Raw genomic sequence first — 25,580 nt, 5'->3', positions numbered from 1 at the left:
GAGGGCTGCCGTCACCGTCGCCCCGGCGAGGGTCCGCGGGGCGCCCGGAGAACGCCGAAGGGCGGCCTCCCGTGTCGGGGGGCCGCCCTTCGGTCAGCTCAGGACTGGGCTGATCCGCGAGGATCAGAAGTCCATGTCACCGCCCGGCATACCGCCGCCGGCCGGGGCAGCGGACTTCTCCGGCTTGTCGGCGATGACGGCCTCGGTGGTGAGGAAGAGCGCGGCGATGGAGGCCGCGTTCTGCAGGGCGGAGCGGGTGACCTTGGCCGGGTCGATGATGCCCGAGGCGATCAGGTCGACGTACTCACCGGTGGCGGCGTTGAGGCCGTGACCGGCGGGCAGGTTCCGCACCTTCTCCACCACGACGCCGCCCTCAAGGCCGGCGTTGACGGAGATCTGCTTGATCGGGGCCTCGAGCGCCACCTTGACGATGTTGGCGCCGGTGGCCTCGTCGCCCTCGAGCTCCAGCTTCTCGAACGCCACGCCGGCCTGCAGCAGAGCGACGCCACCGCCGGCGACGATGCCCTCCTCGACGGCGGCCTTGGCGTTGCGCACCGCGTCCTCGATGCGGTGCTTGCGCTCCTTGAGCTCCACCTCGGTGGCCGCGCCGGCCTTGATGACGGCGACGCCGCCGGCCAGCTTGGCGAGGCGCTCCTGGAGCTTCTCGCGGTCGTAGTCCGAGTCGGAGTTCTCGATCTCGGCGCGGATCTGGTTGACGCGGCCCTGGATCTGGTCCGCGTCACCGGCACCGTCGACGATGGTGGTCTCGTCCTTGGTGATGACGACCTTGCGGGCGCGGCCGAGCAGGTCGACGCCGGCGTTCTCCAGCTTGAGGCCGACCTCCTCGGAGATGACCGTGCCGCCGGTGAGGATGGCGATGTCGCCCAGCATGGCCTTGCGGCGGTCGCCGAAGCCCGGGGCCTTGACGGCGACGGACTTGAAGGTGCCGCGGATCTTGTTGACCACCAGGGTCGACAGGGCCTCGCCCTCGACGTCCTCGGCGATGATCAGCAGCGGCTTGCCGGACTGCATGACCTTCTCGAGGATCGGAAGCAGGTCCTTGACGCCGCCGATCTTGGAGTTGGCGATCAGGATGTAGGGGTCGTCGAAGGACGCCTCCATCCGCTCCAGGTCGGTGGCGAAGTAGGCGGAGATGTAGCCCTTGTCGAAGCGCATGCCCTCGGTGAGCTCGAGCTCCAGACCGAAGGTGTTGCTCTCCTCGACGGTGATGACGCCTTCCTTGCCCACCTTGTCCATCGCCTCGGCGATGAGCTCGCCGATCTGGGTGTCGGCGGCGGAGATGGAGGCGGTGGAGGCGATCTGCTCGCGGGTCTCCACGTCCTTGGCCTGCTCGAGCAGCTGGGCGGAGACGGCCTCGACGGCCTTCTCGATGCCGCGCTTGAGGGCCATCGGGTTGGCGCCGGCGGCGACGTTGCGCAGACCCTCGCGGACGAGAGCCTGGGCGAGCACGGTGGCGGTGGTGGTGCCGTCACCAGCGACGTCGTCCGTCTTCTTGGCGACCTCCTTGACGAGCTCCGCACCGATCTTCTCGTACGGGTCCTCGAGCTCGATCTCCTTGGCGATGGAGACACCGTCGTTGGTGATCGTGGGGGCGCCCCACTTCTTCTCAAGGACGACGTTGCGGCCCTTGGGGCCCAGCGTGACCTTGACGGCGTCGGCGAGCTGGTTCATCCCGCGCTCGAGGCCGCGGCGCGCTTCCTCGTCGAACGCGATGATCTTGGCCATGTGAAGTGGTCCTCCCGGACGGGGGTGGCATGCTCCGGACCGCGAAGGCGCCCGCGACGGACGGTTCCTGGCCGCGTGGGTCCTTTCCCCACCGCCCCGGAGACCTCACCGACCCGGTCCGCTGTCACTCTCAAGCTCAGAGTGCTAACGCAATGATTAGCACTCTGCCTACGAGAGTGCAAGCGACTGTCCGGATCCACCACACATGGCTGCGGGCCCGCACCCCCGGGTGGGGGTGCGGGCCCGCGAAGACCGTGTGGAGCACTGGCCGGGTCCGTCTCGGCGCTGTGGTGGTCACAGCCGCCGGGGTGCATCGGTCCGGGCGCTTCTCCGGTCGATAGCCGTGGTCGGTCGAGTCCGCCGGTCAGCCTGCAGCGAGACGGACCATGTCCGCCTGCGGGCCCTTCTGACCCTGCGAGATCTCGAACTCGACGCGCTGGCCCTCCTCGAGGGTGCGGTAGCCGTCCATCTGGATCGCGCTGTAGTGGACGAACACGTCCGCACCACCGTCGACCGCGATGAAGCCGTACCCCTTCTCCGCGTTGAACCACTTGACGGTGCCCTGAGCCATTCCAAACTCCCCTAGTACTGGCCCTTTCACGGACCCGCACTCCGCGGACCCGGGACGGCCTTATCACCACGGCCCCCCGAGGCGGTGCCCGAGCGGGTGAACAGGTCGACCGCGGCTGAATGTATCCGCATCGATGCCCTGTGCAACAGGTCAAATGGACGAGAATTCGAGAAGGGCGTTGTCGGATATTCCCGGGCAAATACCCCAGTCATCGGCAATACGGGCCGGACATAGGGGATCTTCGCGACAATTCGCGCCCGAAATTCTGACGCGGTCGGGACAGGAAGCGCATACGCCCGGGCGTGACCGTCTCAGGTGCCGGACGGGCGAACGGACAGCAGGGCGGAGCTGCGCACCCAGGAGTGCGCCTGAAGGTTTGGAACACACGGCGGCGGCGCAGAAAGAAGTGGGATCGCCCACGCGTACCGCAGAAACGGAGCGCCGCTGCCCGGGGCCACTGTATCGCGCTTCCGGTATTCAAACGTGCCCGGGCCACACGATCCTCACAGCCCCTCCAGGCAACCATGCAAAAAACAGGGCGCCGCCCCACGAATCGTTCGTGGGACAGCGCCCTTCCTGTTCCGGGAGGCCCTCAGGTCCCGCCGCGCCGTGCCGCCCGGTCGTCGGGCGGCACGGCGTCGGATGCGGTTCAGCAGCCGCCGGCGACGGCCGGGATGATGGAGATCCCGATGCCGTCGGGGGTGGCGGTGCCCAGCCCCTCGGCGAAGCGCACATCGTCGTCGTTCACATAGACGTTCACAAAGCGGCGCAGCTTGCCGGCGTCGTCCAGCAGCCGGGCCCGGATGCCGGTGTGGTTGACCTCCAGGTCGTCGATGACCTCGGCGAGGGTCTTGCCCTCGGCGGTCACCTCGGCCACGCCTCCGGTGTAGGTGCGCAGGATGGTGGGGATGCGGACGTTGACGCTCATGCGAGGCCAGCCTCTCGGAACGAAGCAAGGGTCGGGCGGATCGTCGCGGTCGGGCCGGTGCCGGCGACCGCGTCCAGGGTCTTGAGGCCGTCGCCGGTGTTGAGCACCACGGTCTCGGCGGCGGGGTCCAGCAGGCCCTTGTCCAGCAGCTTGCGGAGCACACCGACGGTGACCCCGCCGGCGGTCTCGGCGAAGATGCCCTCGGTGCGGGCCAGCAGCTTGATGGAGTCGACCACCTCGGCGTCCGAGACGTCCTCCACCGCGCCGCCGGTGCGGCGGGCGATGTCCAGGACGTAGGGGCCGTCGGCGGGGTTGCCGATCGCCAGCGACTTGGCGATGGTGTCCGGCTTCACCGGGCGCACCACGTCGTGGCCCGCCTTGTAGGCGGCGGCGACGGGCGAGCAGCCGGTGGCCTGGGCAGCGAAGATCTTGTACGGCTTGTCCTCGACCAGTCCGAGCGCGATCAGCTCCTTCAGGCCCTTGTCGATCTTGGTGAGCTGGGAGCCCGACGCCACCGGGATGACCAGCTGGTCCGGCAGCCGCCAGCCGAGCTGCTCGCAGATCTCGTACGCCAGGGTCTTGGAGCCCTCGGCGTAGTAGGGGCGCAGATTGACGTTGACGAAGCCCCAGCCCTCGCCGACCGGGTCGCCGATGAGCTCCGAGCAGAAGCGGTTGACGTCGTCGTAGGAGCCCTCGATGGCCACCAGCTCGCCGCCGTAGACCGCGGCCATCACGACCTTGCCGGCCTCCAGGTCGTGCGGGATGAAGACGCAGGACCGGAAGCCCGCACGGGCGGCGGCGGCGCCGACCGCGCCGGCCAGATTGCCCGTGGAGGAGCAGGAGAGGGTGGTGAAGCCGAAGGTGCGGGCCGCCTGGACGGCGATGGCCACCACCCGGTCCTTGAAGGAGTGGGTGGGGTTCCCGGAGTCGTCCTTGATGTGCAGGCCGCCGGTGATGCCCAGCTCGGCGGCCAGGTTGTCGGCCTTGACCAGCTTGGTCCAGCCCGGGTTCAGACCGGGGTGGGAGGCCACGTCCGCGGGCACGGGCAGCAGCGGCGCGTAGCGCCAGATGTTCGTGGGGCCGGACTCGATCCGCCGGCGCAGTGCCTCGGGGTCGCCGCTCGGGAGTTCATAGGCGATCTCCAGCGGCCCAAAACACTCGGGACAGGCGAAGTTGGGACCCAGCGGGGTGCGGGCTCCGCACTCGCGGCAGGAGAGCGCGACGGCGGGGCCGAGATCGGGGGTGCTGGTGCTGTCTGCTGCGGATGCGACGGTCTGCACAGCCATGGTGGCGAGGCCTCTCTCCTCATCTTCCCCGTGGCGCTTTTCGCCACAGGACGGAATTGGCACCTTGGCCACCGGGGCCTCGCGAATGGGAGTACGAAGCCGGTGGAGGGTTGCCGGGACTTCATCGGGCCGTTCCCTCAGTCCCTCTGGATGAGCTCTGTGGCGCCCCTCACGGGGTGCGTTTGTCCGCGTCCGACCCCGGCATGCGATGGTCGTACCGCTTGTAAGACTGTAACCGACGGACCCTTCCCCGGAGGGAGGCGTCCGCCACGCGAGATGGATCACAGCATCCTTGAGACGACCGGCGACAGGAGAGACCCCCGTGCTCGACGAGGTGGAGGACTGGCTGCGGCGCCGGTCCTGGACCGTCGCCGACCGTCCGCTGCACATCCTGTGTGCGGCCAAGGAGGCGGCGGGGCCGGCGGGCACCGTCAGCGTGGTGCTGCCCGCCCTGGACGAGGAGTCGACGGTCGGCGGGATCGTCTCGGTGATCCGCCGGGAGCTGATGGACCGGGTGCCGCTGGTCGACGAACTGGTGGTGCTGGACTCCGGCTCCACCGACCGCACCGCCGCGGTGGCGGCCGACGCGGGCGCCCGGGTGGTGCACCGTGACGCGATACTGCCGCGGGTGCCGGCGGTACCCGGCAAGGGCGAGGTGCTGTGGCGGTCGCTGCTGGTGACCGGTGGCGAGATCGTCTGCTTTGTCGACGCCGACCTGCGGGAGTTCTCGGCCGACTTCGTCTCCGGCATCGTAGGCCCGCTGCTCACCGACCCCGCCATCCAGCTGGTGAAGGCGATGTACGACCGCCCGCTGGAGACCGAGGGGGCGGTGGTGCCCACCGGCGGCGGCCGGGTGACCGAGCTGATGGCCCGGCCGCTGCTCAATCTGCACTGGCCGCAGCTGGCCGGATTCGTGCAACCGCTGGGCGGCGAGTACGCGGCACGCCGTTCGCTGCTGGAGCGGCTGCACTTCCCCACCGGCTACGGCGTGGAGCTGGGTCTGCTGGTGGACGCACTGGACGAGGCGGGCCTGGACGCGCTGGCCCAGGTGGACGTCGGCGTACGCCACCACCGCCACCAGGACGGGCTGGCCCTCGGCCGGATGGCGGCCACCATCTACCGCACCGCACTGGAGCGGCTGGTGCGCACCGGCCGGCTCAAGGCCGACGACGACCTGGTGCGGCCGCTGCTCACACAGTTCGGCCGAACTGCGGCGACCGCGGACGGCGAGGCGGGCGCTTTCACCCCCCACACCCATGAGGTGGCGGCGCTGGAGCGGCCCCCGATGGCCGACGTCCCGGAGTACCGGTCCCACCGCGCGGTGTAGTGGCTGGTTTGCCGGGAGATCGTCCCGGCAAGGTACGGGGCATGGCCGAGACCGAAGCACATCCCGATCTCCACGCCCCCGCGCACGGCAGCGCGCCCATACTCGTCGCCTCCAACAGAGGGCCGCTGTCCTTCACCGTCGAGGACGACGGGGCCCTGTCGCTCAGGCGCGGCGGCGGCGGGCTCGTCTCCGGACTCTCCGCGATCGACGACCCGGACGCCGTCTGGGTCTGCGCGGCCCTCACCGAGGGCGACCGCACCGCGGCCCGCCAGGCTCCCTCCGGCCGCCTCGACCGGGCCGGCCACGACACCGGGGGCCAGCACATCCGCATGCTGGAGATCGACCCCGGCACCTTCGCCCGCGCCTACAACGGCATCGCCAACTCCACCCTCTGGTTCGTCCACCATCTGCTGTACAACACGCCGGTACAACCCGACTTCGACGACCGGTTCCGCAAGGAATGGGTCTCCTACGAGGCCTACAACACCGCCTTCGCCGACGCACTGGCCGAGGAGGCCGCCCCGGGCGCCGCGGTGCTGGTCCAGGACTACCACCTGACGCTGGTCCCGGAACTGCTCCGGGAACGCCGTCCCGACCTGCGGATCGGGCACTTCTCCCACACCCCGTGGGCCCCTCCGGAGTACTACCGGATGCTGCCCGACGACGTGGCCGGCGACGTCCTCACCGGCATCCTCGGGGCCGACCGGGCCGGCTTCCTCACCCGCCGCTGGGCGGAGGCCTTCGCCGACTGCTGTGTCTCGGTGCTGGGCGCCGCGGTCGAGCGCCCCGCCGGCGGCGACCTCCTGGTCACCCACCGCGGCCGCACCACCCGGCTCGGGGTGCACGGCCTGGGCGCCGACGCCGACTTCCTGCGGGAACGGTCCCACCGGGCGGACGTCGAGTCCCGGCTGGCCGCGCTGCGCGAGGCGGTCGGCGACCGCCGGGTGGTGGTGCGGGTGGACCGCACCGAGCTGTCCAAGAACATCGTCCGCGGACTGCTGGCGTACCGGCATCTGCTGCGCACCCGGCCCGAGTGGCACGACCGGGTGGTCCATGTCGCCTTCGCCTACCCCTCGCGGCACGACCTGCCGGAGTACCGGGAGTACACGGCGGCGGTGCAGCGGGTCGCCAAGGAGATCAACGACGAGTTCGGCACGGAGCGGTGGCAGCCGCTGATGCTGCACGTCCAGGACGACTTCCCGCGGTCGCTGGCGGCCTACCGGCTGGCCGACGTGGCACTGGTCAACCCCATCCGCGACGGGATGAACCTGGTCGCCAAGGAGATCCCGGTGGTCTCCGACCACGGCTGCGCCCTGGTGCTGTCCCGCGAGGCCGGGGCCCATGCGGAGCTCGGCGAGGACGCGATCACCGTCAACCCGTACGACGTGATCGCCACCGCCGAGGCCCTCCACCAGGCCCTCACCATGCCCACCGCGGACCGCACCGACCGCTGCAAGCGCCTGGCCGCCGCCGCCACCGCCCTGCCGCCCCAGCAGTGGTTCCTCGACCAGCTGCACGCCCTGGGCTGACGAGGGCGGCCCCGGCCCGGGGCCGCCCGATGGCTCGGCTCCCCGCTCCCGGTCAGGGGCGGGGAGCCCCCACCTTGTCGGCGAGGGCGTCCAGCAGGGCGACCACGCCCTCGGGGCCGTCCACCACCACGTCGGCGCGCTCCTCCAGCCGTCGCACCGGCTCCTCGCCCCGGGCCGCGCTGCAGACCAGCAGGCCCGGCACGCCCTCGGAACGCAGCTGCTGCACGGCGTCGTACGCCGCCAGGTCGCCCAGGTCGTCGCCGGCGTAGAGCACCGAGTCCGCCTTGCGCTCCTGGAGGAACTCGGTCAGTGCCACGCCCTTGTCGACCCCCGGGGGCCGCAGCTCCAGCACCATCCGGCCGGGCTCGCCCATCAGGCCGTGCCGGGCGGCGAGTTCCAGCAGCGGGGCGCGGAGCTGCTCCAGTGCGGTGTCCGGGTCCTCGGTACGGCGGGTGTGGACGGCCACGGCGCGGCCCTTGTCCTCGACCCAGGTGCCCTCCCAGGCGCCGATCCGGTCCAGGAAGCCGGGCAGTTCGGCGCGGACCGCCGCCACCCCCGGGTGGATGTGCGGGGCGCGCACCTCACCGGTGACCGCGTCCCAGCGTTCCGCTCCGTAGTGGCCGAGGACCACCAGGTGCTCCAGTCCGGGCACGCCGGCGAAGCCGCCGTACCGCACGGCCACCCCGGCGGGGCGGCCGGTGACCACCGCGACCGCAGCGAGTTGCGGGGCCAGCCGGGCCAGTGCGGGCACCACGCCGGGATGGGCGCGGGCCTGGTCGGGGTCGGGGACGATGGGGGCCAGGGTGCCGTCGAAGTCGAGGGCGATGACGGAGTGCGCGGGGTCCGCGACGAGTGCGGCGAGACCCTCCGCTCCGGCGGGAGTGGTCGGCTCGGGGATGCCCATGTCGGCGACCCTACCCGGGTGCAGCCCGCCGCACGCCCGGTCGGGAATGCCCGCGGGGCGGGTCCGGAGGGGTCAGCGCCGGCCGCGCCGCGCCTCGCGCAGCCGCCGCAGCCGGTTCACCAGCACAGGTGCGTGGGCGAGCGCCTCCGGGCGGTCCAGCAGACCGCCGAGCAGCTGGTAGTAGCGGGTGGGGGAGAGTCCCAGCTGCTCCCGGATCGCCTGCTCCTTGGCTCCCGGGGTGCGCCAGTAGCGCCCTTCGAGGGCCAGGATCACGCGCTCGCGCTCGTCGAGCTGCTGTTCCATCCCCGGGGCCCCCTTCCGGTCCTTCGGCGCGGCCTTCCATTCTGCCCGGCCGCCCCGACATGTCGGCGGCCGGGCGGCGGGGCCGGGCCCCGGCCGCGGGCGGGCGGGAACGGCGGCGTGCCGCCCCGGGGGTCGGCCCGGGGCGGCACGGTCTGTGGTGCGGCGTCAGGTCACTTGACCGATCCGGCGGTGAGGCCGGAGACCACATGGCGTTCGATGAAGGCGAAGAGGATCACCACCGGCACGATGGCGACCACGGACCCGGCGAAGAGGTAGTTCCACTGCACGGTGTAGTTGCCGATGAAGTTGTTGATGCCGACCGTGAGCGGCTGGCTCTGCGGCACCGTGGAGAGGGTGAGTCCCATCACGAACTCGTTCCAGGCCGCGATGAAGGTGAAGATCACCGCGGTGACCACCCCGGGCAGCGCCAGCGGCAGGGTGACCCTGACCAGCGCGCCCACCCGGCCCAGCCCGTCGATCATCCCGGCCTCCTCCAGCTCCACCGGGATGGAGCCGATGTAGGCGGTGAGGATCCAGATGGCGAAGGCCAGGTTGAAGGCACCGTTGCAGAGAATCAGCGTCCAGACCGAGTTGAGCATTCCGAACTGGTAGAACTCGCGGTACAGACCCACCAGCAGCGAGGTCGGCTGGAACATCTGGGTGACCAGCACCAGCAGCAGGAAGAGGGTGCGGCCGCGGAACTTGATCCGGGCGGTGTAGTACGCGGCGGGCAGCGCCACCAGCAGCACCAGCAGCGTGGAACCGCCGGCGACCAGCAGGGTGACCCGCAGGTTGTCGCCGAGGTTGGACTCCCGCCAGACGTCGATCAGGTTGGACCACTGGAAGTGCTTGGGCAGATAGGTGGCGTCCCGCAGCTCGTCGGCCGGCCGCAGGGAAGTGATCACCATCTCCACGTACGGCAGCACGAAGACCGCCGCCAGCAGCCAGGCCAGACCGGCGACGATGACCGTGCGGGGCCTGACGGTCCGGCGCCGCGCGGCGGCGGCCGCCGAGGGGGCGCCGGGGCGCCGGGGTGCGGTCACGGTCTGTACGGCGCTCATCGGCCCTCCTCCTGGTTCCAGCGGCTGACCTTGAGGAAGAGCAGCACCATGACCACCACCAGCGCGAAGTTCACCACCGACAGCGCGGCGGACTCGCCCATGTCGGTGTTGAGCAGCTGGTACATGAAGACCGTGGTGGTGGCGGTGTCGCTGGCCGGACCGCCCTGGGTCATGCCCCAGATGACGGGGAACGAGTTGAAGACATTGATCAGGTTGATCACCACGCCGACCAGCAGCGCGGGCCGCAGCAGCGGCAGGGTGATCCGCAGATAGGTCTGCCAGGTGGAGGTGCCGTCGACCTTCGCCGCCTCGTAGACCTCACCGGGGACGGTCTGCAGTCCGGCCAGCAGGGTGTAGGTGGTGAAGGGCAGCGAGACAAAGACCGCCACGAAGATCATCCACGGCCAGGCGGTGGAGGGGTCCCCCAGCCAGTCCTCGGGCTTGTCGATCAGACCGAGGTCGGTCATCGCGGTGTTGAGCACGCCGGCGGTCTGGTTGAGCATCCACTTGAAGCCGATGGAGGTCATCAGCACCGAGGCGGCCCACGGGGCGATCAGTGCCCAGCGGGTGATCCGGCGGCCGGGGAACTGCTGGTTGAACAGCTGGGCCAGGCCGAGCGAGATCAGGATGGTCAGCCCGACCACGGTGAGCGTCCAGATCACCGTCCAGGTGAGGACATGGCCGAAGTCGGGTTCGTCGAAGAGCTTCTGGTACTTGTCGGTGCCGGCCGAGCCGCGGACGAAACCGCTGGTGCTGATCTTCAGAAAGGAGGTGCGGACCATCTCGTAGACGGGCCAGACGACCACGACCAGGATCAGCAGCACAGCCGGGCCGATCCACGGCAGCGGACCGAGCCTGGCGAGGCCTGAGCGGGACTTGTGGGTCACGGTGGGACTCCCGAGGAGGGTGCCGGCCGGCGGCGTGGCCGGCCGGCACCGGATGGGCGGACTACTTGTTGGCGACCGCGTCCTCGGCCTTCTTCTGGAGCGCACCCAGCACCTGCGCCGGGTCGTCCTTCACCGCGGTGCCGCCGCTCTTCTTGATCTCGGCGGAGACGGCGTCCCAGGTGGTGTCGCCCAGCGGATAGAACTTGGCGCCCGGCAGCAGGGAGAAGAACGGCTCCAGGTCCTTGTGCTTGCCGCTGCTGGTCATCTCCTGGAGGGTGTCCTTGGTGACCGGCATGAGGTTGTACTCCTCGTCGAACTTCAGGGTGCTCTCCTTGGAGAACGCGAAGTCGAGGAACTTCTTGATCTCGGCCTGGTGGCCGTTCTTCTTGAACGCCATCATCCAGTCGGCGACACCGAGGGTGGAGGTCAGCGGGCCGGTCTTGCCGGGGATCGGGGCGACCCCGTAGTCGACCTTGCCGTCCTTGGCCATCTGGATCAGCGAGGGGTGGCCGTTGAGCATGCCGACCTTGCCCGCGGCGAAGTCCGCGAAGGCGGTCTTGCGGTCGGTGGTGGCCGGGTTGGCGTAAGTGAGGCCCGGGTCGACCAGGTTGCTCTTCAGCCAGCTGAAGGTGTCGATGTTCGCCTGGCTGTTGATGGTGTACTTGCCGGAGTCGTCGGTGTAGCCGCCGCCGTTGCCCAGCTCCCAGATCATGGACTCGCCCTGGGCCTCCTCCGGGCCCAGCGGGAGGGCGTAGGGGGTGGCCGCGAGCTTCTTGGACTTGATGATCTGGGCGTCCGCCTTGACCTCGTCCCAGGTCGTGGGCGGCGCGGCGATACCGGCCTTGCTGAAGATCGTCTTGTTGTAGAAGAACGCGCGGGCGGAGGAGACGAACGGGATGCCGTACTGGGTGCCGTCGACCTGGCCGGCCTTGGAGAAGGAGTCGATGAAGTTCGACTGGGTGGCCGGCGAGAGCACGTCGGTGGCCTTGTAGAGCAGGTCGTCGGCGACCTTGTCGGCGTAACCGCCGGTCTGCAGGATGTCCGGCACGTTGCCGCTCTGGATCATCGTCTTGACCTGCGTGTCGATGTCGTTCCAGTTGATCACCTGGACATCGATCTTGATCTTCGGGTTGGCCGCCTCAAAACCCTTGGCGACATCGTCCCAGTAGAGCTTGGAGGCGTTGGTGGCCTTGTCGCCGTAGTCGGCGGCGACCAGCTTGAGGGTGACCGAACCGTCGGCCGACTTGCCGCCACCTCCCCCGTTGCTGCCGCAGGCCGTGAGCGCGAGCGCGCCGACCGCACAGATCGCCGAGAGGCTGAGCACACGCCGGTTCATGCAACTACCGCCTTTTTTGCGCTGCGGACCCGTTGTCCTGGCCGGGCCCGGTGTGTCGGCCAGCGTGCCCCCGTGGGGCGGAGAGGTCTACACCAGTTATCGAATCGCTGAGCTTCATTGCATCCTGCGCAACGCCGTTTCGGACATACAGCCCAAATCTCCAATGGTCCACCCGCTGCCCCGAGTGGTTCACCCACGGTGATCTGGACCAGACCAATCGACGGACTGGACTAGACCTCTGCCCACCATCAGGACACACTGTCCCCGTGAAGCACGTCCTTGCACTTGATGTGGGCGGCACCGGCATGAAGGCAGCGCTGGTCGCCCAGGACGGCACGCCGCTCCACGAGGCGCGCCGCCCCACCGGCCGGGAGCACGGCCCCGACGCAGTCGTCGAGGCCATCCTCGGCTTCGCCGCCGAGCTCGCGGAAGAGGGCCGGGCCCGCTTCGGCGAACCGCCCGCCGCCGCCGGGGTCGCCGTACCGGGGACCATCGACGAGCAGGACGGCGTCGCCGTCTTCTCGGCCAACCTGGGCTGGCGGGACGTCCCGCTGCGCCGGCTGCTGACGGAGCGGCTCGACGGCGCACCGGTCGCCCTCGGCCATGACGTCCGCTCCGGCGGGCTCGCCGAGGGCCGGATCGGCGCCGGCCGCGGGGTCGACCGCTTTGTCTTCATCGCACTGGGCACCGGGATCGCCGGCGCCATCGGCATCGACGGCCGGATCGAGGCGGGGGCGCACGGCTACGGCGGCGAGATCGGCCATGTCGTGGTGCGCCCCGGCGGACCGGAGTGCGGCTGCGGTGCCCGCGGCTGCCTGGAGACCCTGGCATCCGCCTCCGCCATCACCCGCGCCTGGTCCGCGGCCAGCGGCGACCCCGCCGCGGACGCCGCCGACTGCGCCCGCGCCGTCCGGGCCGGCGACGCCGCCGCCGCAGCCGTCTGGCAGACGGCGGTGGAAGCCCTCGCCGACGGCATCGTGCTCTGCCAGAGCCTGCTGGACCCCTCGACCGTGATCGTCGGCGGCGGGCTGGCCGAGGCCGGGGACACCCTCTTCACACCACTGAACGCCGCGGTCGCGGAACGCCTCACGTTCCAGAGGCCCCCGGCGCTCGTACCGGCGACGCTCAAGGACACCGCCGCCTGCCTGGGCGCCGGCCTGCTCGCCTGGGACCTGCTCTCCACGGAGGTGACCGCTTGACCGCGCACATCGGACCGGGGCACATCGGACCAGGGCCCACCGGACCGGGGCCCACCGGACCGGAGCTCACCGGACCGGGGCCCACCGGACCGGGCGACAACCGCACCGTGCTGGCCGGCGCCCGGCTGGTACTGCCCACCGGCATCGTCGAGAACGGTGTGCTGGCCGTGGAACGCGACCGCATCGCCGCGGCGGGGCCGGCCGGCCCGGCCGCCGTGCCGGGAGCGCTCGATCTGGCGGGCCGCACGGTGGTTCCCGGCTTTGTGGACATCCATGTGCACGGCGGCGGCGGCGCCTCCTACGCCTCGGGTGTGGCCGAGGAGGCCCTCAAGGCCGCCCGCACCCATCTGCAGCACGGCACCACGACCACCATGGCCTCCACGGTCACCGGCGAGATCGACGAGGTGTGCCGGCAGGCCGCCGTGCTCTCCGAGCTGGTGGAGGACGGCGTACTGGCCGGAATCCACTTCGAGGGACCCTTCATCTCCCGGCAGCGGTGCGGGGCCCACCGGCCCGACCTGCTGCGCGACCCGGACCCGGCAGTGGTCCGCAGGCTGGTCGAGGCCGCCCGCGGCACCGCCCGGATGCTCACCCTGGCCCCCGAACTTCCCGGCGGCCTGGAGTCGGTGCGGCTGCTGGCCGACCTGGGGGTGATCGCCGCGGTCGGCCACACCGACGCCGACCACGCCACCGTGCTGCAGGCGATCGACGCGGGTGCCACGGTCGCCACCCACCTCTTCAACGCCATGCCCGCGATCCACCACCGGGAGCCGGGGCCGATCGTGGCCCTGCTGGAGGACGAGCGGGTGACGGTGGAGCTGGTCAACGACGGCGTCCACCTCCACCCCTCGGTACTGGAGCTGGCCCTCACCGCGGCCGGAACCTCCCGGGTCGCCCTGATCACCGACGCCATGGGGGCGGCCGGGATGGGCGACGGCCTCTACCCGCTGGGCCCGCTGCAGGTCCGGGTGGAGGAGGGCGTCGCCCGCCTGGTCGAGGGCGGTTCCATCGCCGGCTCCACCCTCACCCTGGACGTCGCCTTCAAGCGCGCGGTCACCGTCACCGGGCTCTCGCTGGACGACGCCGTGCAGACCCTCTCCGGCAACCCCGCGGCGCTGCTGGGGCTCTCCGACGAGATCGGCTCCCTGGAGGCCGGCAAGCGGGCCGACCTGGTGGTGCTGGACTCCGACACCCTGGACCTGGTCGCGGTGATGCGCCGCGGCGAGTGGGTCGTCGGCGCCGACCGGCTCACCCCGGCCCGGGTGGGCTGACCCCGAGTGGGCTGACCCCGGGTGGGCTGACCCCAGGTGGGCCGACCCCGAGTGGGCCGGCACAGACCCCGGACATGCCTGGGGCCCGCCGACGGCTTGCCGTCCGCGGGCCCCTCGCGCATGCCCCGGCTCAGCCGGGGAAGGCCTTGGCGCTCGTGGGGGTGAGCGCCACCCGGTCCACCAGCAGTCCGGCGCAGGCCGGGTTGTCACAGGTGAGCACGACGGTGTTGGGGCCTGCCTTGAAGGTGGGCCAGACATAGGAGGAGACCCATGCCTTCGCCGGGTCGTTGGAGCCGGCGTAGTTCTTGAGGTTTATGCCGTTGGGGTGCGGCTTGCCGTTGACCGTGACGGTGGCACGGGCGTCCGCGGCCGGGTTGTCGTAGTGCACCCAGAACGCCATCGGGCCCGCCGAGGGGGCGGTGATGTTCCAGGTCAGGGTGGTGCCCTGCTGGAGCGTCACATACTTGCCGTCCGAGGACTTCGTCCCCTCCACGCCGGTCGCCTCGGCGCCGTTCTGCACCTGGAGTGACGACACGTCGGCCACCGGGGTGGCGGCGGCGCTGGGCGGGGCCGAGTCGCTCGGCGAGGCCGAGCTGTCGCTCGAGGAACCGGTGGTGGCGCCGGAGGACGAACCTGCCGCACCGGTCTTGACGTCCTTCTTGTCGCCGCCCATGAAGGCCACACTGACGCCGATCGCGATGGCGGCGACCACCGCGACCGCACCGAAGATCACCGCCCGGCTGCTGCTGCCGCGGCCGCCCGCCCCGCGGGAGGCCGCCCGGCCGCCGTGGCCGGGGTACTCCTCGGCACCGGACTGGGGGCGGGAGTGCTGGGCGTACGGGGCCTGCTGCGGCGGCACGGTCGGGCCGTAGCCGGGCTGCGCCGGGGGCCGCTGGCCGTACTGGGCGCGGCCGACCTGGGTCGGCTGGGTGTAGGAGGTGCGGGGCACACCGGGCTGCTGGACAGCCGTCGGGGCGCCGCTGTCCACGCCGGGGCCGCCCGCGTCGCCGCCCGCCGGGCGGTAGAGGTAGGCGAACGGGTCGTCGTCCTCGGGTACACCGTTGCTGCCGGCCGTCATGCGGTCGTCAACTCCCCACTGCAGTACGCCTCACCGCTGTTACTACGCACTCCGGGTCCGCATGGTTCACCCGAGGACGGGCGGACATGCGGCGGCCGTGCGGACGGCAGGTGCGGCAGATATGAGCACATGATCAGTTTGTGTCACGGCACACGGCCGCGGATCGACGTAGGACACCCGTACCCGTGGCACCCTACCCCGGACGGGTGACAACAAGGAAAGCCTCTGGACCAGCCTTGACAGCCTCCACACACAGTGTGGCTCCCCGCACCGGCCCGGCGGCGCTCCGGTGCGCTCCCGGGACGGGCGAGTCGGAGGCCGACGCCGGGTCAGCCGGCGCGGCGGTGCGAGCGCGGACCGCCGTGCTGCGGGCCGCGGGCGCCCCGTGACGAACCGCCGCGCGACCGCTTCTCCACGTACATCAGCTCATCCGCGGTGTGCAGGACCTCCTCGATGGACATCCCGCAACCCGCCCAGCCGATCCCGAGGCTGACCCCGACCCGCATCGCCCTGCCGTCGATCCGCATCGGCGGGATGATGGCCATCCGCAGCCGGCCCGCGAGGTCCTTGGCCTCGTCGCGGCCTATGCCGTCGGCCAGCACCACGAACTCGTCACCGCCCAGCCGGGCCACCGTGTCGCCCTCGCGGACGGCGTGCTGCAACCGCCGGGCGACCTCGACCAGCACCGCGTCCCCGGCGTTGTGGCCGAAGCGGTCGTTGATCGACTTGAAGCCGTCCAGATCGCAGAAGATCACCGCCAGCCCCTTGGCCGGGCCGCCCTGATGGGGCTCGTCCGCGACAACGCTGTCAGGAACCACTGCGTGCACATGGTCGTAGCCGTAGTGGGGGTCGTACACCTGCGGGTCGCTGCCCTCGGGGGCGCCGTACCCGTGCACGGCCAGATCGGCGCCGATGACGGTCTCCAGCTCCGAATCGGCCCCCAGCCCGAGGGCGGCCCCCACACTGTCGCCCAGCGCGATGTTCATCCCGCCCAGGGCGGCTCCGTGCGCCGCCGCCCCGCCGGGGCCCTGCGGCAGGCTGCACAGCCGTCGGCTGAGCCTGGTGCGCAGTTCGGCGCCGTTGGGCAGGCCGGTGAGTGCGTCATGGCTGGCGCGGTGGGCCAGCTGGAGCTCATGGCGCTTGCGGTCCTCGATGTCCTCGACATGGGTCAGCAGGAAGCGCGGGCCCTCGGCGGCGTCGGCGACCACCGAGTTGCGCAGGCAGACCCAGAGATAGGCGCCGTCCCGGCGGGAGAGCCGCAGTTCGGCGCGGCCGCCCTCGGCACTGGTGCGCTCCAGCAGGTCGCGGTCCTCGGGGTGCACCAGATCGGCGAAGCTCTGCCGGCGCAGCACCGCGCGCGGCCGCCCGAGCAGCCGGCACAGGGCGTCGTTGACCCGGGAGAGCTTGCCGCGCTGCATTCCGTGCAGCTCGGTGATGGCCATGCCGCTCGGGGCGTACTCGAAGGCCTGCCGGAAGCTCTCCTCGCTGGCCCGCAGGGCCTGCTGCTCCTTCTCCAGGCGGGCCAGGGCGCGCTGCATCTCCGCGCGTAGACGTGCGTTGCCGATAGCGATCGAGGCTTGCAGGGAGAACATCTCCAGCGCCTCACGGGTCCAGGCGCCGGGCCGCTTGCCGTTGCGTGGGCGGTCCACCGAGAGCACTCCCAGCAGTTCCCCGCCCGGGCTGTACATCGGCGCCAGCAGCCCGTCGGCCGGGTGCCAGTCGTTCTCGTCGCGCGGCAGCGGACCGTCACCGGTCCAGCTGGGGATGTCAGGGCCGACGGCCCAGCCGCGGTCGTACGGGACGAAGCGCAGCGTGCCCCAGTGGTCGCCCACATTGAGCAGCCGCTCCCAGGACTCCCGGGAGCCGACCTGGCCCAGCAGCACGGCCGGGCCGCCGCACTCGGTCTCTTCCATCTCCCAGACGGCCGCCACCACCAGGTCGCCGTCCGGACGGGTCAGGCTGACCGCGGCGGCGTCGAAGCCCATACCGGTGACGGCGCCCTCGACCACGGCCTGGAGGGTCCCGGCCAGGCTCCGGGCAGCATTGAGGTCCGCCACGACCCTGTGCAAGGTGCGAAGGGTCGCCAAGCGGACATAAGGCTCCGACTCGGCTTCCATGCGGGGTCTCCCCCAGTCCTCGACTGCTAGCGCCTTGGTTGCTTCTTGAATGGTTATCGTCCGATTGCCAGAAGAACTGAATCACAGGGAGCACATCGCCCGGCACGCTCGGTCAGCGATAGAGCATCACTTGTGACTCAAATCACACGTCAGGTACACATCCATAACCAGTACATCCGGACAACGCGTCCGGAAACCCCCGCCGCAGCGCGACAGGATGACTCCCCCTCCTCCAAGTTCTGAAGCTGCCAGCATGCTTTGAGGCCAGTTTGCCTTCACTTCTGAGGATCAGACCGCCTCTGGCGACCCATCTGTCTCTCGACACCCCCTGGGACCAAGGTCCCGCAGGTCCTACGACCGAGGCCCGATGCCGCCTCCCCCGCCCGCCCACTACCGTGCGGTACGTGTACAACACCCAGCAGCGCACCCAGGAAGCCCCGTCCGCTGTTCCCGCGGATCCGCCGACCCGCCATCCTGGAGGGGTGACACAGCCGCAGCCGGGATCCTTCCCCACTCGCACGGACCAGCTGGAGGCGACCCCCGACGAGTTCCGGGCAGCGCTCTCCCGACTGGCCGCCGGAGTGGTCCTGCTGACCGTGCACGACCCCGAGGACGGGCCCCGCGGGGAGGACGTGGGCATGACCGCCACCGCCTTCCTCTCGGTCTCCCTGGAGCCCCCTCTGGTGCTTGTCTCGGTCCGCGAGGACTCCCGGATGGACGAGGTGCTCTCCCGCGTCGACCGCTGGGCCGTGTCGGTCCTCGACGACGGCCACCGCCACATCGCCTCCCGCTTCGCCATGAAGGGGCGCGTCAGCGACCGGCTGCTCTTCGCCGACACCGCGCACCGGCGCGGCGAGGCCAGCGGCGCACCGCTGGTGGAGGGGGCACTGGCCACCGTGGAGTGCCGCACCGAGCAGCGGATAGCCGCCGGGGACCACACCTTGCTGATCGGACGGGTCCTGGCCGCCCGTGTCCCGGCGCCGGACGCCCGCCCGCTGCTCTACTTCCGCGGCGGCTACCGGCCCCTCGGCTGAGGGACCGCCGCGCCGTCGGCGCCCGGCCGCACCACCCGGATGCCCGGCGGGACGGCCCGACCCAGGGCGCACCGGGCCGCGGTGTCCGGTGCCTGAGGAGACCGAGAAGGCCGAGAAGGCCGAGGGCCGCCCGGCCGGTGCCGCAGTGGGCCGTCAGCCGTCCCAGCGGCCGCGGCCCCGCTTGAGATCCGCGCGGCGCCGCTTGTTCTCCAGGCGCCGCACCACCCGGATGCCCGGCGGGACGGCCCGACCCAGGGCGCACCGGGCCGCGGTGTCCGGTGCCTGAGGAGACCGAGAAGGCCGAGAAGGCCGAGGGCCGCCCGGCCGGTGCCGCAGTGGGCCGTCAGCCGTCCCAGCGGCCGCGGCCCCGCTTGAGATCCGCGCGGCGCCGCTTGTTCTCCAGGCGCCGCTCCACCATGCCCCGGGAGGGCCGGGTCGCCCGCCGCGCCTTGGGCGGCGGAGCGGTGGCCTCCGCCAGCAGCACGCCCAGCCGGGCCGCCGCAGCCTCCCGGTTGCGCCACTGGGAACGGTGCTCCGAGGCCCGGACGACCACGACCGGTCGTCCACCAGCCGCCCGGCCAGCCTGGCCAGCGCCCGGTCCTTCAGCACCGGCGGGAGGGCGGCCGAGGCCACCAGGTCCCAGCGCAGCTCGACCTGGCTGTCGGAGGTGTTGACGTGCTGGCCACCGGGGCCGGAGGAACGGGAGAAGCGCCACTGGAGCTCGGCGTCGGGGATGACCACCGAACCCCGTACGCGTACAGGCTCAGGCATGCCGTCCATCATCCCGGGTCGCCGCCGCCCGGTCACCCGGTTATCGGCCACCGCCGCGGCCCGCGAGAATGGTCGGGTGATCGACCTCGGCTACTCGCTGTCGCCCCGCTTCCCCGACCCCCCGCAGACCGACTATCGCAGCGCGGACGTCCGCGCGCTGCGCCGGGACCTGTTCTGCGGTGATGTGTATCTGGAGGCGGACGGCCAGGACCTGTCCACCGCCTGGGGCTGGGTGCCGGTACTGGACTTCGCATGGGCGCTCTGCGACATCGCGGAGCACCTGGACGCCGACCCGGCCGGCAGCCGCAGTGCGACCGTGCAGACCTCCGAGCTGGACTTCACCGAATCCACCGAGCTGCTGCGCTTCGCCCGCCGGTTCGGCTGGGTGGAGATCCATGCGGACTGGGTGGACGGCCCGCCCGCCGCCGTACGCCATGCCGAGCTGCGCCGGGAGGCCCGGGACTTCCTGCAGGATGTGCTGGCCGACCTGGTCGATCTGCATCCCGGACTCGGCGACAACCCCGCCGTCTGGACCCTGCAGTCGCGGTATCCGCGGGTCTGAGCGACACTCCCCGGGTCCGAGCGGCACTCCGCAGGCCCGAGCAGTTGACCCGGCCCCGGCGGCACTCCGCAGGCCCGAGCGGTTCCCGCAGGTCCGAGCGGACCGGTCGTCCGGCAGGAGGTGGAACCGACTGCCCCCTTTGCCGCGTTATTGCCTTCGGCGCCGGGATCGGCGGTAGCGTCGGACCCCATCGGCCCGGCCCACCCCCGCGGCCTGCGCCGGACCAACCGGGCCTGATGACTGACGAAGGGACACCACGCCATGCCTGTGAGCCTCTCCAAGGGCGGCAACGTCTCGCTGACCAAGGAGGCCCCGGGGCTGACCGCCGTCACCGTCGGCCTCGGCTGGGACCTCCGGACCACCACCGGAACCGACTTCGACCTGGACGCCAGCGCCATCGTGCTCAACGCCTCGGGCAAGGTCGTCTCCGACGGCCACTTCGTCTTCTTCAACAACCGGCAGTCCCCGGACGGCACCGTCGTCCACACCGGTGACAACCGCACCGGTGAGGGCAGCGGCGACGACGAGCAGATCAACGTCAACCTGGCCGGGCTGCCGGCCGAGGTCGAGCGGATCACCTTCCCCGTCTCGATCTATGACGCGGTCAACCGCAGCCAGAGCTTCGGCCAGGTCCGCAACGCCTACATCCGGGTGCTGAACGCCGCCGGCGGCGCCGAGATCGCCCGCTACGACCTCACCGAGGACGCCGCCACCGAGACCGCGATGATCTTCGGCGAGCTCTACCGCAACGGCGCCGAGTGGAAGTTCCGCGCCATCGGCCAGGGCTATGCGTCCGGCCTCTCCGGCATCGCCCAGGACTTCGGCGTCAACGTCTGACCGCAGCCGGCCGAGGGGTCGCCGCCCGGAGCGGCGGCGGCCTCTACGCTGGCCGTGTGACCAGCGCCGGCCGTCCTCTCGCCCTCACCCTCGTGCCGCTGCGGGAGTCCGACCTCTCGGCCGGCTCCCCCGTGCTCGCCGAGCTGACCGGGCTCTATGCGGGCAACGCCGCCTACCACCGGCTCAGCGGGGAGTTCGGGCCGCGGCCCGAGGCGGTGCTGCCGGGGCAGGTGGCCGCTGCGCTCCGCGAGGAGGCCGCAGTGCCGGGCGCCGAGGTACTGCTCGCCCGCCAGGGACCGGACGGCCCGATCGTGGGGCTGGCCGCGCTGCTGGCGGAGCATCCGCAGGACGGCCACCCCTGGATCGGGCTGCTGATGGTCTCCGCGGCGCTGCACCGCACCGGGTACGGCCGCGCCCTGGCCCACGCCGTCGAGGACCGGCTGCGCGGCGAGGGCCGCCCGGCGGTGCGGCTCGCCGTCCTGGAGAACAACCCGGGGGCGTCGGCCTTCTGGGGTGCACTGGGCTACCGGGAGATCGACCGGCGGCGCGACCGGCAGGCCGGCCGCCCCTGTGCGGTCATGCACAAGGAGCTGTGACAGCGCCCCTGCGTGGTCTGCACAGGGACCGGTGACCGCCCCTCAGCCGGACAGTCCGGCCGCTGCTCCCGACTCCGCCACGGCGGCGATCGACAGCTGCCGCACGGTCACCGCCACCGTCCCGGGGTGGAGCAGCGCCACCGCCGCCGCATAGCCCCGCGGCGCGGACACCGGGGCCAGCGACCAGCCGTCCAGCGGCGGTTCCGGTGTCTGCTGGAGCTGCGGGCCCAGGCCCACCCGCACGGTGTCCGGGGCCATGCCGAGGCCGGTGCCCAGACCCTTGAGATAGGCCTCCTTCCGCACCCAGCAGTGCAGAAAGGCCTCCGCCTGCCGCTCCTCCGGGAGGGCCGCCAGAGCGCTGCGCTCCTCGGGGTGGAGGGTGGTCGGGACGAGTTCGATACCGGGTGCGTTGGCGGCGGCCTCCAGGTCCGCCCCCACGGGGACGGCGGCCGTGGCGCACATCGCGTACTCCCCGGCATGGGAGAGCGAGAAGTGCAGCTCGGGTTCGGCGGCCACCTCGGGTCGGCCGTGCAGGGCTGCGCAGAGCGGGCAGGGGGCGCGCCGCAGATCGACGGAGCCGGGCGCCACTCCCAGCTGGGCGCCGAGCAGCAGTCGCAGACCCACATGGGAGACCAGGTAGAGGCCCCGGTCGGCGGCTCGGACAAAGCCTTCGGCGCGCTTGCGCTCCTCGGCGGAGAGGATGCCCGCCAGCTGCTCGGCCGCCCGGACCTCGCCCGGTGCGGTGGCGTGCAGCATCCTGACCTCCACCGCCCCGGCAGCCGGGCGGTGGCCCGCCTCCGGGAGGAGGGCCGCCGCGGTCCCCGTGCCGCCGTACTCGTCCACTGCTCTGCTCCCCGCCCCCGGTGACCGCACTCTGCGGCAGAGTACCGCGAGCACCGGCCGCCGCCGCGGACGGCCTCAACCGCGGAAGCGGACCTCAGCCCGGGTACCGGGGCTCAGCCGAGGAAGCGGTGGAGCGGCACCGACTCGGTGAGCACCATGGTCACCCGGTGGGCCAGCCGCTGCCAGGCCTCCTCCTCGTCGGTGGTGAGGCGGACGTCCTCGCCGTCGGCCGACCGCAGGGCGTCCGTGAGCAGGGCGGTGTCCCCGTCGGGCATCAGGTCGACGGCGGCCAGCACTCTGGCCAGCGCGCCGACCAGTGCCGCCGGGGCCTGGCCCGCCGCGGCGGCGAGGTCTGCCAGCAGCGGCGCCAGCGAGCCGCCGGCGGCGTCGGCGGACGGGGCGACCATGGCTGCGGAGAGCTCCCGCAGGGCCGCGTAGAGCAGGTCCACATCGGCCGGAGGCAGCCGCACCAGGCGGAGCCCGGCGTGCTCCCAGCGGCCGTTGGGGGCCCACACCCGTGGGCCGCGGGCCACCGCGGCACTCACCGCCCCGGTGAGCCGCTGCAGTGCGCCCAGGACGGCGGTGGGATCCGCCGGCAGCAGGGTGGGCGACGGCCGGTGGGCAGCCGTGCCCGGATCGGCGAGCGGCGCCAGCAGGCACCGCCCGACCAGGTCGAGCTGCCCCGTCAGCTCACCGTCCACCACGATCAGGCGCTCGACGGCGCCTCGCTCTTCCTCCCGCATACCCCCACTCTGCCAGCCGCCTGTGACACTCCTCCGTGGACCCGCAGGGCCGCAGTCCCCCGGGCTGCGGCCCTGCGGTGCTCCGGCCTCAGCGGCTGCGGCGGGTGACCAGTTCCGCCAGCAGCAGCAGATCCCCGGCCGCGGCCGGGTCCGGTACGGCACGGGCCAGATGGTCCATCGCCGCTGCCATCCGGTCGCATGCCTGGGCCTGCGCCCAGTCGCGGCCGCCGGCCTGCTCCACCGCCGTCGCGGCCCTGCGCAGCTCCGCCTCCCCCAGGGGCCGGCCTCCGTCGTAGAGGGCCGCCAGCTCCTCCGCGGCGGCGGTGCCGGACTGCAGCGCGAAGACGACCGGCAGCGACTTCTTGCGGGCCGCCAGATCGGACCCGACCGGTTTGCCGGTGGTCTCCGGGTCGCCCCAGATCCCGATGAGGTCGTCGATCAGCTGGAAGGCCAGCCCGGTGCGGCGGCCGAAGGCGTCCATCGCATCCACCGTGTCGGCGTCGGCCCCGGCGTAGCGGGCGCCCAGCGCGCAGGCGCAGCCGAGCAGCGCCCCGGTCTTGGCCTCCGCCATCGCCAGGCACTCCGCCAGGGTGACCTGGGAGCGCCGCTCGAAGGCGCAGTCCGTCTGCTGGCCCTCGCACAGCTCGATCACGCAGTCGGCAAGCCGGGCCGCGGCCGGGCCCGAGGCGGGGTGCGGGTCGCGGGTGAGCAGGCGCAGTGCCAGGGAGTGCATCGCGTCGCCGGCCAGAATGGCGTCGGCGGAGCCGAAGACGGACCAGGCGGTGGGCCGGTGGCGGCGGGTCCGGTCGCGGTCGATGACATCGTCGTGCAGCAGGGTGAAGTTGTGCACCAGCTCCACCGCGGCGGCGGCGTTCACGGCCTGCTCGGCGGGTCCGCCGAGGGCCCGGGTGGCGGCCAGTACCAGGGCCGGCCGGATCGCCTTGCCGGCGTCACCGTGGGCCGGAGTGCCGTCGGCCTCCTCCCAGCCGAAGTGGTAGGCGGCGATCCGGCGCATCGCGGGTGGCAGCGAGTGCACCGCCGTACGCAGCACCGGGTCGACCGCCAGGCGGGCGCAGGCGAGGACCTCCGATGCCTCGTCGCTCTCCCGGTGCAGTGTGCGGCTGTCCATGGGCAGTCCCCTCTCCACGGCAGGGCGGCGGGCCGGCCGGCACTGCGGTGCCGGCCGGCCCGCCGGGATGTCGGTGCCTCAGTCGCGCTGGGAGACCTGGACGTTCTCCAGCACTCCCAGGGCGTCGGGTACCAGCACCGCGGCCGAGTAGTAGGCGCTGACCAGGTAGGACAGCACGGCCTGGTCGTTGATCCCCATGAACCGCACCGAGAGGCTCGGCTGGTACTCGTCGGGGAGGCCGGTCTGGTGCAGTCCGATCACACCCTGCTCGTCCTCACCGGTACGCAGGACCATGATCGAGCTGGTGCGGGCCTCACTGACGGGGATCTTGTTGCAGGGGAGGATGGGCACCCCTCGCCAGGAGGGCACCATCTGGCCGAGCACCTCGGTGCTGCCGGGGTAGAGCCCGCGGCGGTTGCACTCCCTCCCGAAGGCGGCGATGGCCCGTGGATGGGCCAGGAAGAACCGCGACCCACGCCGCCGGGAGAGCAGCTCGTCCAGGTCGTCCGGCGTCGGCGGCCCGGAGTGCGGCTGGATCCGCTGCGCGTAGTCGGCGTTGTGCAGCAGGCCGAACTCCCGGTTGTTGACCAGCTCGTACTCCTGGCGCTCGCGCAGCGCCTCGATGGTCAGCCGCAACTGCTGCTCGACCTGGTCGTGCGGGTGGTTGTACAGGTCCGCCACCCGGGTGTGCACCCGCAGCACGGTCTGCGCCACGCTCAGCTCGTACTCCCGCGGCGTGGGCTCGTAGTCCACGAAGGTGCCGGGCAGCTGCACCTCTCCGTGGTGGCCGGCGGAGAGCTCGATCGCCTTCTCGCCGAACTTGTTGCGCGCCGGGCGGTCCGCGGCGGCCTCGGCCAGGTGGTTGCGCAGCTCCGGTGAGCGCTCCGCCAGCGCAGCCAGCTCGGCGCGCGGCAGGACCAGCAGGGTGCAGGCGGTGGCCGTGGTGGCGGTGTAGGCCCAGCGCTCGTCGGCGTTCTCCAGGACGTGGCCGCCGAAGTGGTCGCCGTCGGCGAGGACCCCGAGCGCGGTGGATTCGCCGTAGGCGCCCGCGCCGGTTTTGGTGATCTTGCCATGGGCGATCAGGACCACCCGGTCGATCAGCCGGCCGGCCTCGGCCAGCACCTCGCCGGCCCCCACCTCCAGCTGCTCGAAACGGCCCGCCAGATCCTGGAGGACCCCGTCGTGGGAGAAGCCGCGCAGCACCGGGAGCTCGCCCAGCTCGGCGGGCACCACCGCCACCTGCGCGCCGGTCTGCACAAAGGTGACCCGTCCGTCGCCCACCGTGTAGCTGAGCCGCCGGTTCACCCGGTAGGTGCCGCCGGACACCTGCGTCCACGGCAGCATCCGCAGCAGCCAGCGGGAGCTGATCTCCTGCATCTGCGGTACGGACTTGGTCGTCGACGCCAGGTTCCTGGCCGCCGCCGTACTCAGGCTCAGCTGCGACCGCCCGTCCTGCGCCGCCGCATCCTCAGCCGTTTCGACCGACATTCAATGCCCTCCCCAGAACGATGATGTTGGCCTG

23 protein-coding genes, 1 pseudogene and 1 riboswitch are annotated in these 25,580 nt (G+C 71.9%); of the genes and pseudogenes, 8 read left to right on the top strand and 16 right to left on the bottom strand.

Annotated features, from left to right (window positions below; all coding sequences use genetic code 11):
- Positions 1 to 123 precede the first annotated feature (123 nt).
- The 4 genes from groL to thrC form a co-directional block, all read right to left on the bottom strand.
- A complete protein-coding gene (gene groL, locus AB0761_RS21200; RefSeq protein ID WP_377270669.1) occupies positions 124 to 1,746 on the bottom strand; it encodes a chaperonin GroEL in 1,623 nt (540 codons plus the stop codon).
- Between the two features lie 364 nt (positions 1,747 to 2,110).
- On the bottom strand, positions 2,111 to 2,317 hold the full coding sequence (locus AB0761_RS21195) for a cold-shock protein (RefSeq protein WP_005486335.1): 207 nt from the start codon (positions 2,315 to 2,317) through the stop codon (positions 2,111 to 2,113).
- A 649-nt stretch (positions 2,318 to 2,966) separates the two neighbouring features.
- Positions 2,967 to 3,245 (bottom strand): MoaD/ThiS family protein, encoded by a 279-nt coding sequence (locus AB0761_RS21190; RefSeq protein ID WP_377270667.1) that lies wholly within the window; start codon positions 3,243 to 3,245, stop codon positions 2,967 to 2,969.
- Complete coding sequence (gene thrC, locus AB0761_RS21185) at positions 3,242 to 4,531, bottom strand: threonine synthase (RefSeq protein ID WP_377270666.1); 1,290 nt, start codon at positions 4,529 to 4,531, stop codon at positions 3,242 to 3,244. Before thrC ends, AB0761_RS21190 begins: the two co-directional genes overlap by 4 nt.
- Positions 4,532 to 4,547: 16 nt before the next feature.
- Positions 4,548 to 4,688: riboswitch (SAM riboswitch) on the bottom strand.
- Positions 4,689 to 4,853: 165 nt separating this feature from the next.
- Here thrC and AB0761_RS21180 point away from each other — a divergent pair.
- Positions 4,854 to 5,858, top strand: a complete 1,005-nt coding sequence (locus tag AB0761_RS21180) for a glucosyl-3-phosphoglycerate synthase (protein WP_377270665.1) — start codon at positions 4,854 to 4,856, stop codon at positions 5,856 to 5,858.
- 41 nt (positions 5,859 to 5,899) lie between these two features.
- Entirely contained in the window at positions 5,900 to 7,387 is a 1,488-nt protein-coding gene (locus tag AB0761_RS21175) for a trehalose-6-phosphate synthase (RefSeq protein WP_377270664.1), read from the top strand.
- Positions 7,388 to 7,439: 52 nt separating this feature from the next.
- Here AB0761_RS21175 and otsB read toward each other — a convergent pair whose 3' ends face one another.
- The 5 genes from otsB to AB0761_RS21150 all read right to left on the bottom strand — a co-directional run bounded on the left by otsB (position 7,440) and on the right by AB0761_RS21150 (position 11,878).
- On the bottom strand, positions 7,440 to 8,291 hold the full coding sequence (gene otsB / locus AB0761_RS21170; protein WP_377270663.1) for a trehalose-phosphatase: 852 nt from the start codon (positions 8,289 to 8,291) through the stop codon (positions 7,440 to 7,442).
- Between the two features lie 72 nt (positions 8,292 to 8,363).
- Positions 8,364 to 8,594, bottom strand: coding sequence for a DUF3263 domain-containing protein (locus tag AB0761_RS21165; RefSeq protein ID WP_377270662.1), 231 nt, complete (start codon positions 8,592 to 8,594; stop codon positions 8,364 to 8,366).
- Between the two features lie 170 nt (positions 8,595 to 8,764).
- Entirely contained in the window at positions 8,765 to 9,655 is an 891-nt protein-coding gene (locus AB0761_RS21160) for a carbohydrate ABC transporter permease (protein ID WP_377270661.1), read from the bottom strand.
- Positions 9,652 to 10,542 (bottom strand): carbohydrate ABC transporter permease, encoded by an 891-nt coding sequence (locus AB0761_RS21155; protein ID WP_377270660.1) that lies wholly within the window; start codon positions 10,540 to 10,542, stop codon positions 9,652 to 9,654. Before AB0761_RS21155 ends, AB0761_RS21160 begins: the two co-directional genes overlap by 4 nt.
- A gap of 61 nt (positions 10,543 to 10,603) precedes the next feature.
- The gene (locus AB0761_RS21150) at positions 10,604 to 11,878 is read right to left on the bottom strand and encodes an extracellular solute-binding protein (protein ID WP_377270659.1); all 1,275 of its coding nucleotides are present in this window, start codon (positions 11,876 to 11,878) and stop codon (positions 10,604 to 10,606) included.
- Positions 11,879 to 12,144: 266 nt separating this feature from the next.
- Here AB0761_RS21150 and AB0761_RS21145 point away from each other — a divergent pair, with 266 nt between their 5' ends.
- Both AB0761_RS21145 and nagA read left to right on the top strand, forming a co-directional pair.
- Positions 12,145 to 13,077, top strand: a complete 933-nt coding sequence (locus AB0761_RS21145) for an ROK family protein (RefSeq protein WP_377270658.1) — start codon at positions 12,145 to 12,147, stop codon at positions 13,075 to 13,077.
- Positions 13,078 to 13,184: 107 nt separating this feature from the next.
- Entirely contained in the window at positions 13,185 to 14,348 is a 1,164-nt protein-coding gene (gene nagA / locus AB0761_RS21140; protein WP_377274239.1) for an N-acetylglucosamine-6-phosphate deacetylase, read from the top strand.
- 130 nt (positions 14,349 to 14,478) lie between these two features.
- Here the strand turns inward: nagA and AB0761_RS21135 are convergent, their stop codons facing one another.
- Complete coding sequence (locus AB0761_RS21135; RefSeq protein ID WP_377270657.1) at positions 14,479 to 15,426, bottom strand: carbohydrate-binding protein; 948 nt, start codon at positions 15,424 to 15,426, stop codon at positions 14,479 to 14,481.
- Between the two features lie 329 nt (positions 15,427 to 15,755).
- Positions 15,756 to 17,543: a diguanylate cyclase domain-containing protein gene (locus tag AB0761_RS21130; RefSeq protein WP_377270656.1), complete on the bottom strand. Its 1,788-nt coding sequence runs from the start codon at positions 17,541 to 17,543 to the stop codon at positions 15,756 to 15,758.
- Between the two features lie 482 nt (positions 17,544 to 18,025).
- Here AB0761_RS21130 and AB0761_RS21125 point away from each other — a divergent pair, with 482 nt between their 5' ends.
- Positions 18,026 to 18,577, top strand: coding sequence for a flavin reductase family protein (locus AB0761_RS21125; RefSeq protein ID WP_377270655.1), 552 nt, complete (start codon positions 18,026 to 18,028; stop codon positions 18,575 to 18,577).
- Positions 18,578 to 18,920: 343 nt separating this feature from the next.
- Here the strand turns inward: AB0761_RS21125 and arfB are convergent.
- Positions 18,921 to 19,357, bottom strand: a pseudogene (arfB, locus tag AB0761_RS21120) (alternative ribosome rescue aminoacyl-tRNA hydrolase ArfB).
- A 67-nt stretch (positions 19,358 to 19,424) separates the two neighbouring features.
- Here arfB and AB0761_RS21115 point away from each other — a divergent pair.
- The 3 genes from AB0761_RS21115 to AB0761_RS21105 all read left to right on the top strand — a co-directional run bounded on the left by AB0761_RS21115 (position 19,425) and on the right by AB0761_RS21105 (position 21,343).
- Positions 19,425 to 19,910, top strand: a complete 486-nt coding sequence (locus tag AB0761_RS21115) for a hypothetical protein (RefSeq protein WP_377270654.1) — start codon at positions 19,425 to 19,427, stop codon at positions 19,908 to 19,910.
- Positions 19,911 to 20,171: 261 nt separating this feature from the next.
- Positions 20,172 to 20,747: a TerD family protein gene (locus AB0761_RS21110; protein WP_377270653.1), complete on the top strand. Its 576-nt coding sequence runs from the start codon at positions 20,172 to 20,174 to the stop codon at positions 20,745 to 20,747.
- A gap of 56 nt (positions 20,748 to 20,803) precedes the next feature.
- Positions 20,804 to 21,343, top strand: coding sequence for a GNAT family N-acetyltransferase (locus AB0761_RS21105; RefSeq protein WP_377270652.1), 540 nt, complete (start codon positions 20,804 to 20,806; stop codon positions 21,341 to 21,343).
- 42 nt (positions 21,344 to 21,385) lie between these two features.
- Here AB0761_RS21105 and AB0761_RS21100 read toward each other — a convergent pair whose 3' ends face one another.
- The 4 genes from AB0761_RS21100 to AB0761_RS21085 all read right to left on the bottom strand — a co-directional run bounded on the left by AB0761_RS21100 (position 21,386) and on the right by AB0761_RS21085 (position 25,546).
- Positions 21,386 to 22,186 (bottom strand): 4'-phosphopantetheinyl transferase family protein, encoded by an 801-nt coding sequence (locus tag AB0761_RS21100; protein WP_377270651.1) that lies wholly within the window; start codon positions 22,184 to 22,186, stop codon positions 21,386 to 21,388.
- Between the two features lie 113 nt (positions 22,187 to 22,299).
- A complete protein-coding gene (locus AB0761_RS21095; protein WP_377270650.1) occupies positions 22,300 to 22,929 on the bottom strand; it encodes a hypothetical protein in 630 nt (209 codons plus the stop codon).
- Positions 22,930 to 23,017: 88 nt separating this feature from the next.
- Positions 23,018 to 24,058 carry a family 2 encapsulin nanocompartment cargo protein polyprenyl transferase gene (locus AB0761_RS21090; RefSeq protein WP_377270648.1) on the bottom strand — a complete coding sequence of 347 codons (1,041 nt, stop codon included), beginning with the start codon at positions 24,056 to 24,058 and terminating at the stop codon, positions 23,018 to 23,020.
- A gap of 78 nt (positions 24,059 to 24,136) precedes the next feature.
- On the bottom strand, positions 24,137 to 25,546 hold the full coding sequence (locus tag AB0761_RS21085; protein WP_377270647.1) for a family 2B encapsulin nanocompartment shell protein: 1,410 nt from the start codon (positions 25,544 to 25,546) through the stop codon (positions 24,137 to 24,139).
- Positions 25,547 to 25,580: the final 34 nt, after the last annotated feature.

The organism is Peterkaempfera podocarpi (assembly GCF_042466665.1).
Taxonomy (GTDB): domain Bacteria; phylum Actinomycetota; class Actinomycetes; order Streptomycetales; family Streptomycetaceae; genus Peterkaempfera; species Peterkaempfera podocarpi.
Note: the sequence above shows the minus strand (reverse complement) of the source record. Positions and strands in the feature narration are given on the sequence as shown.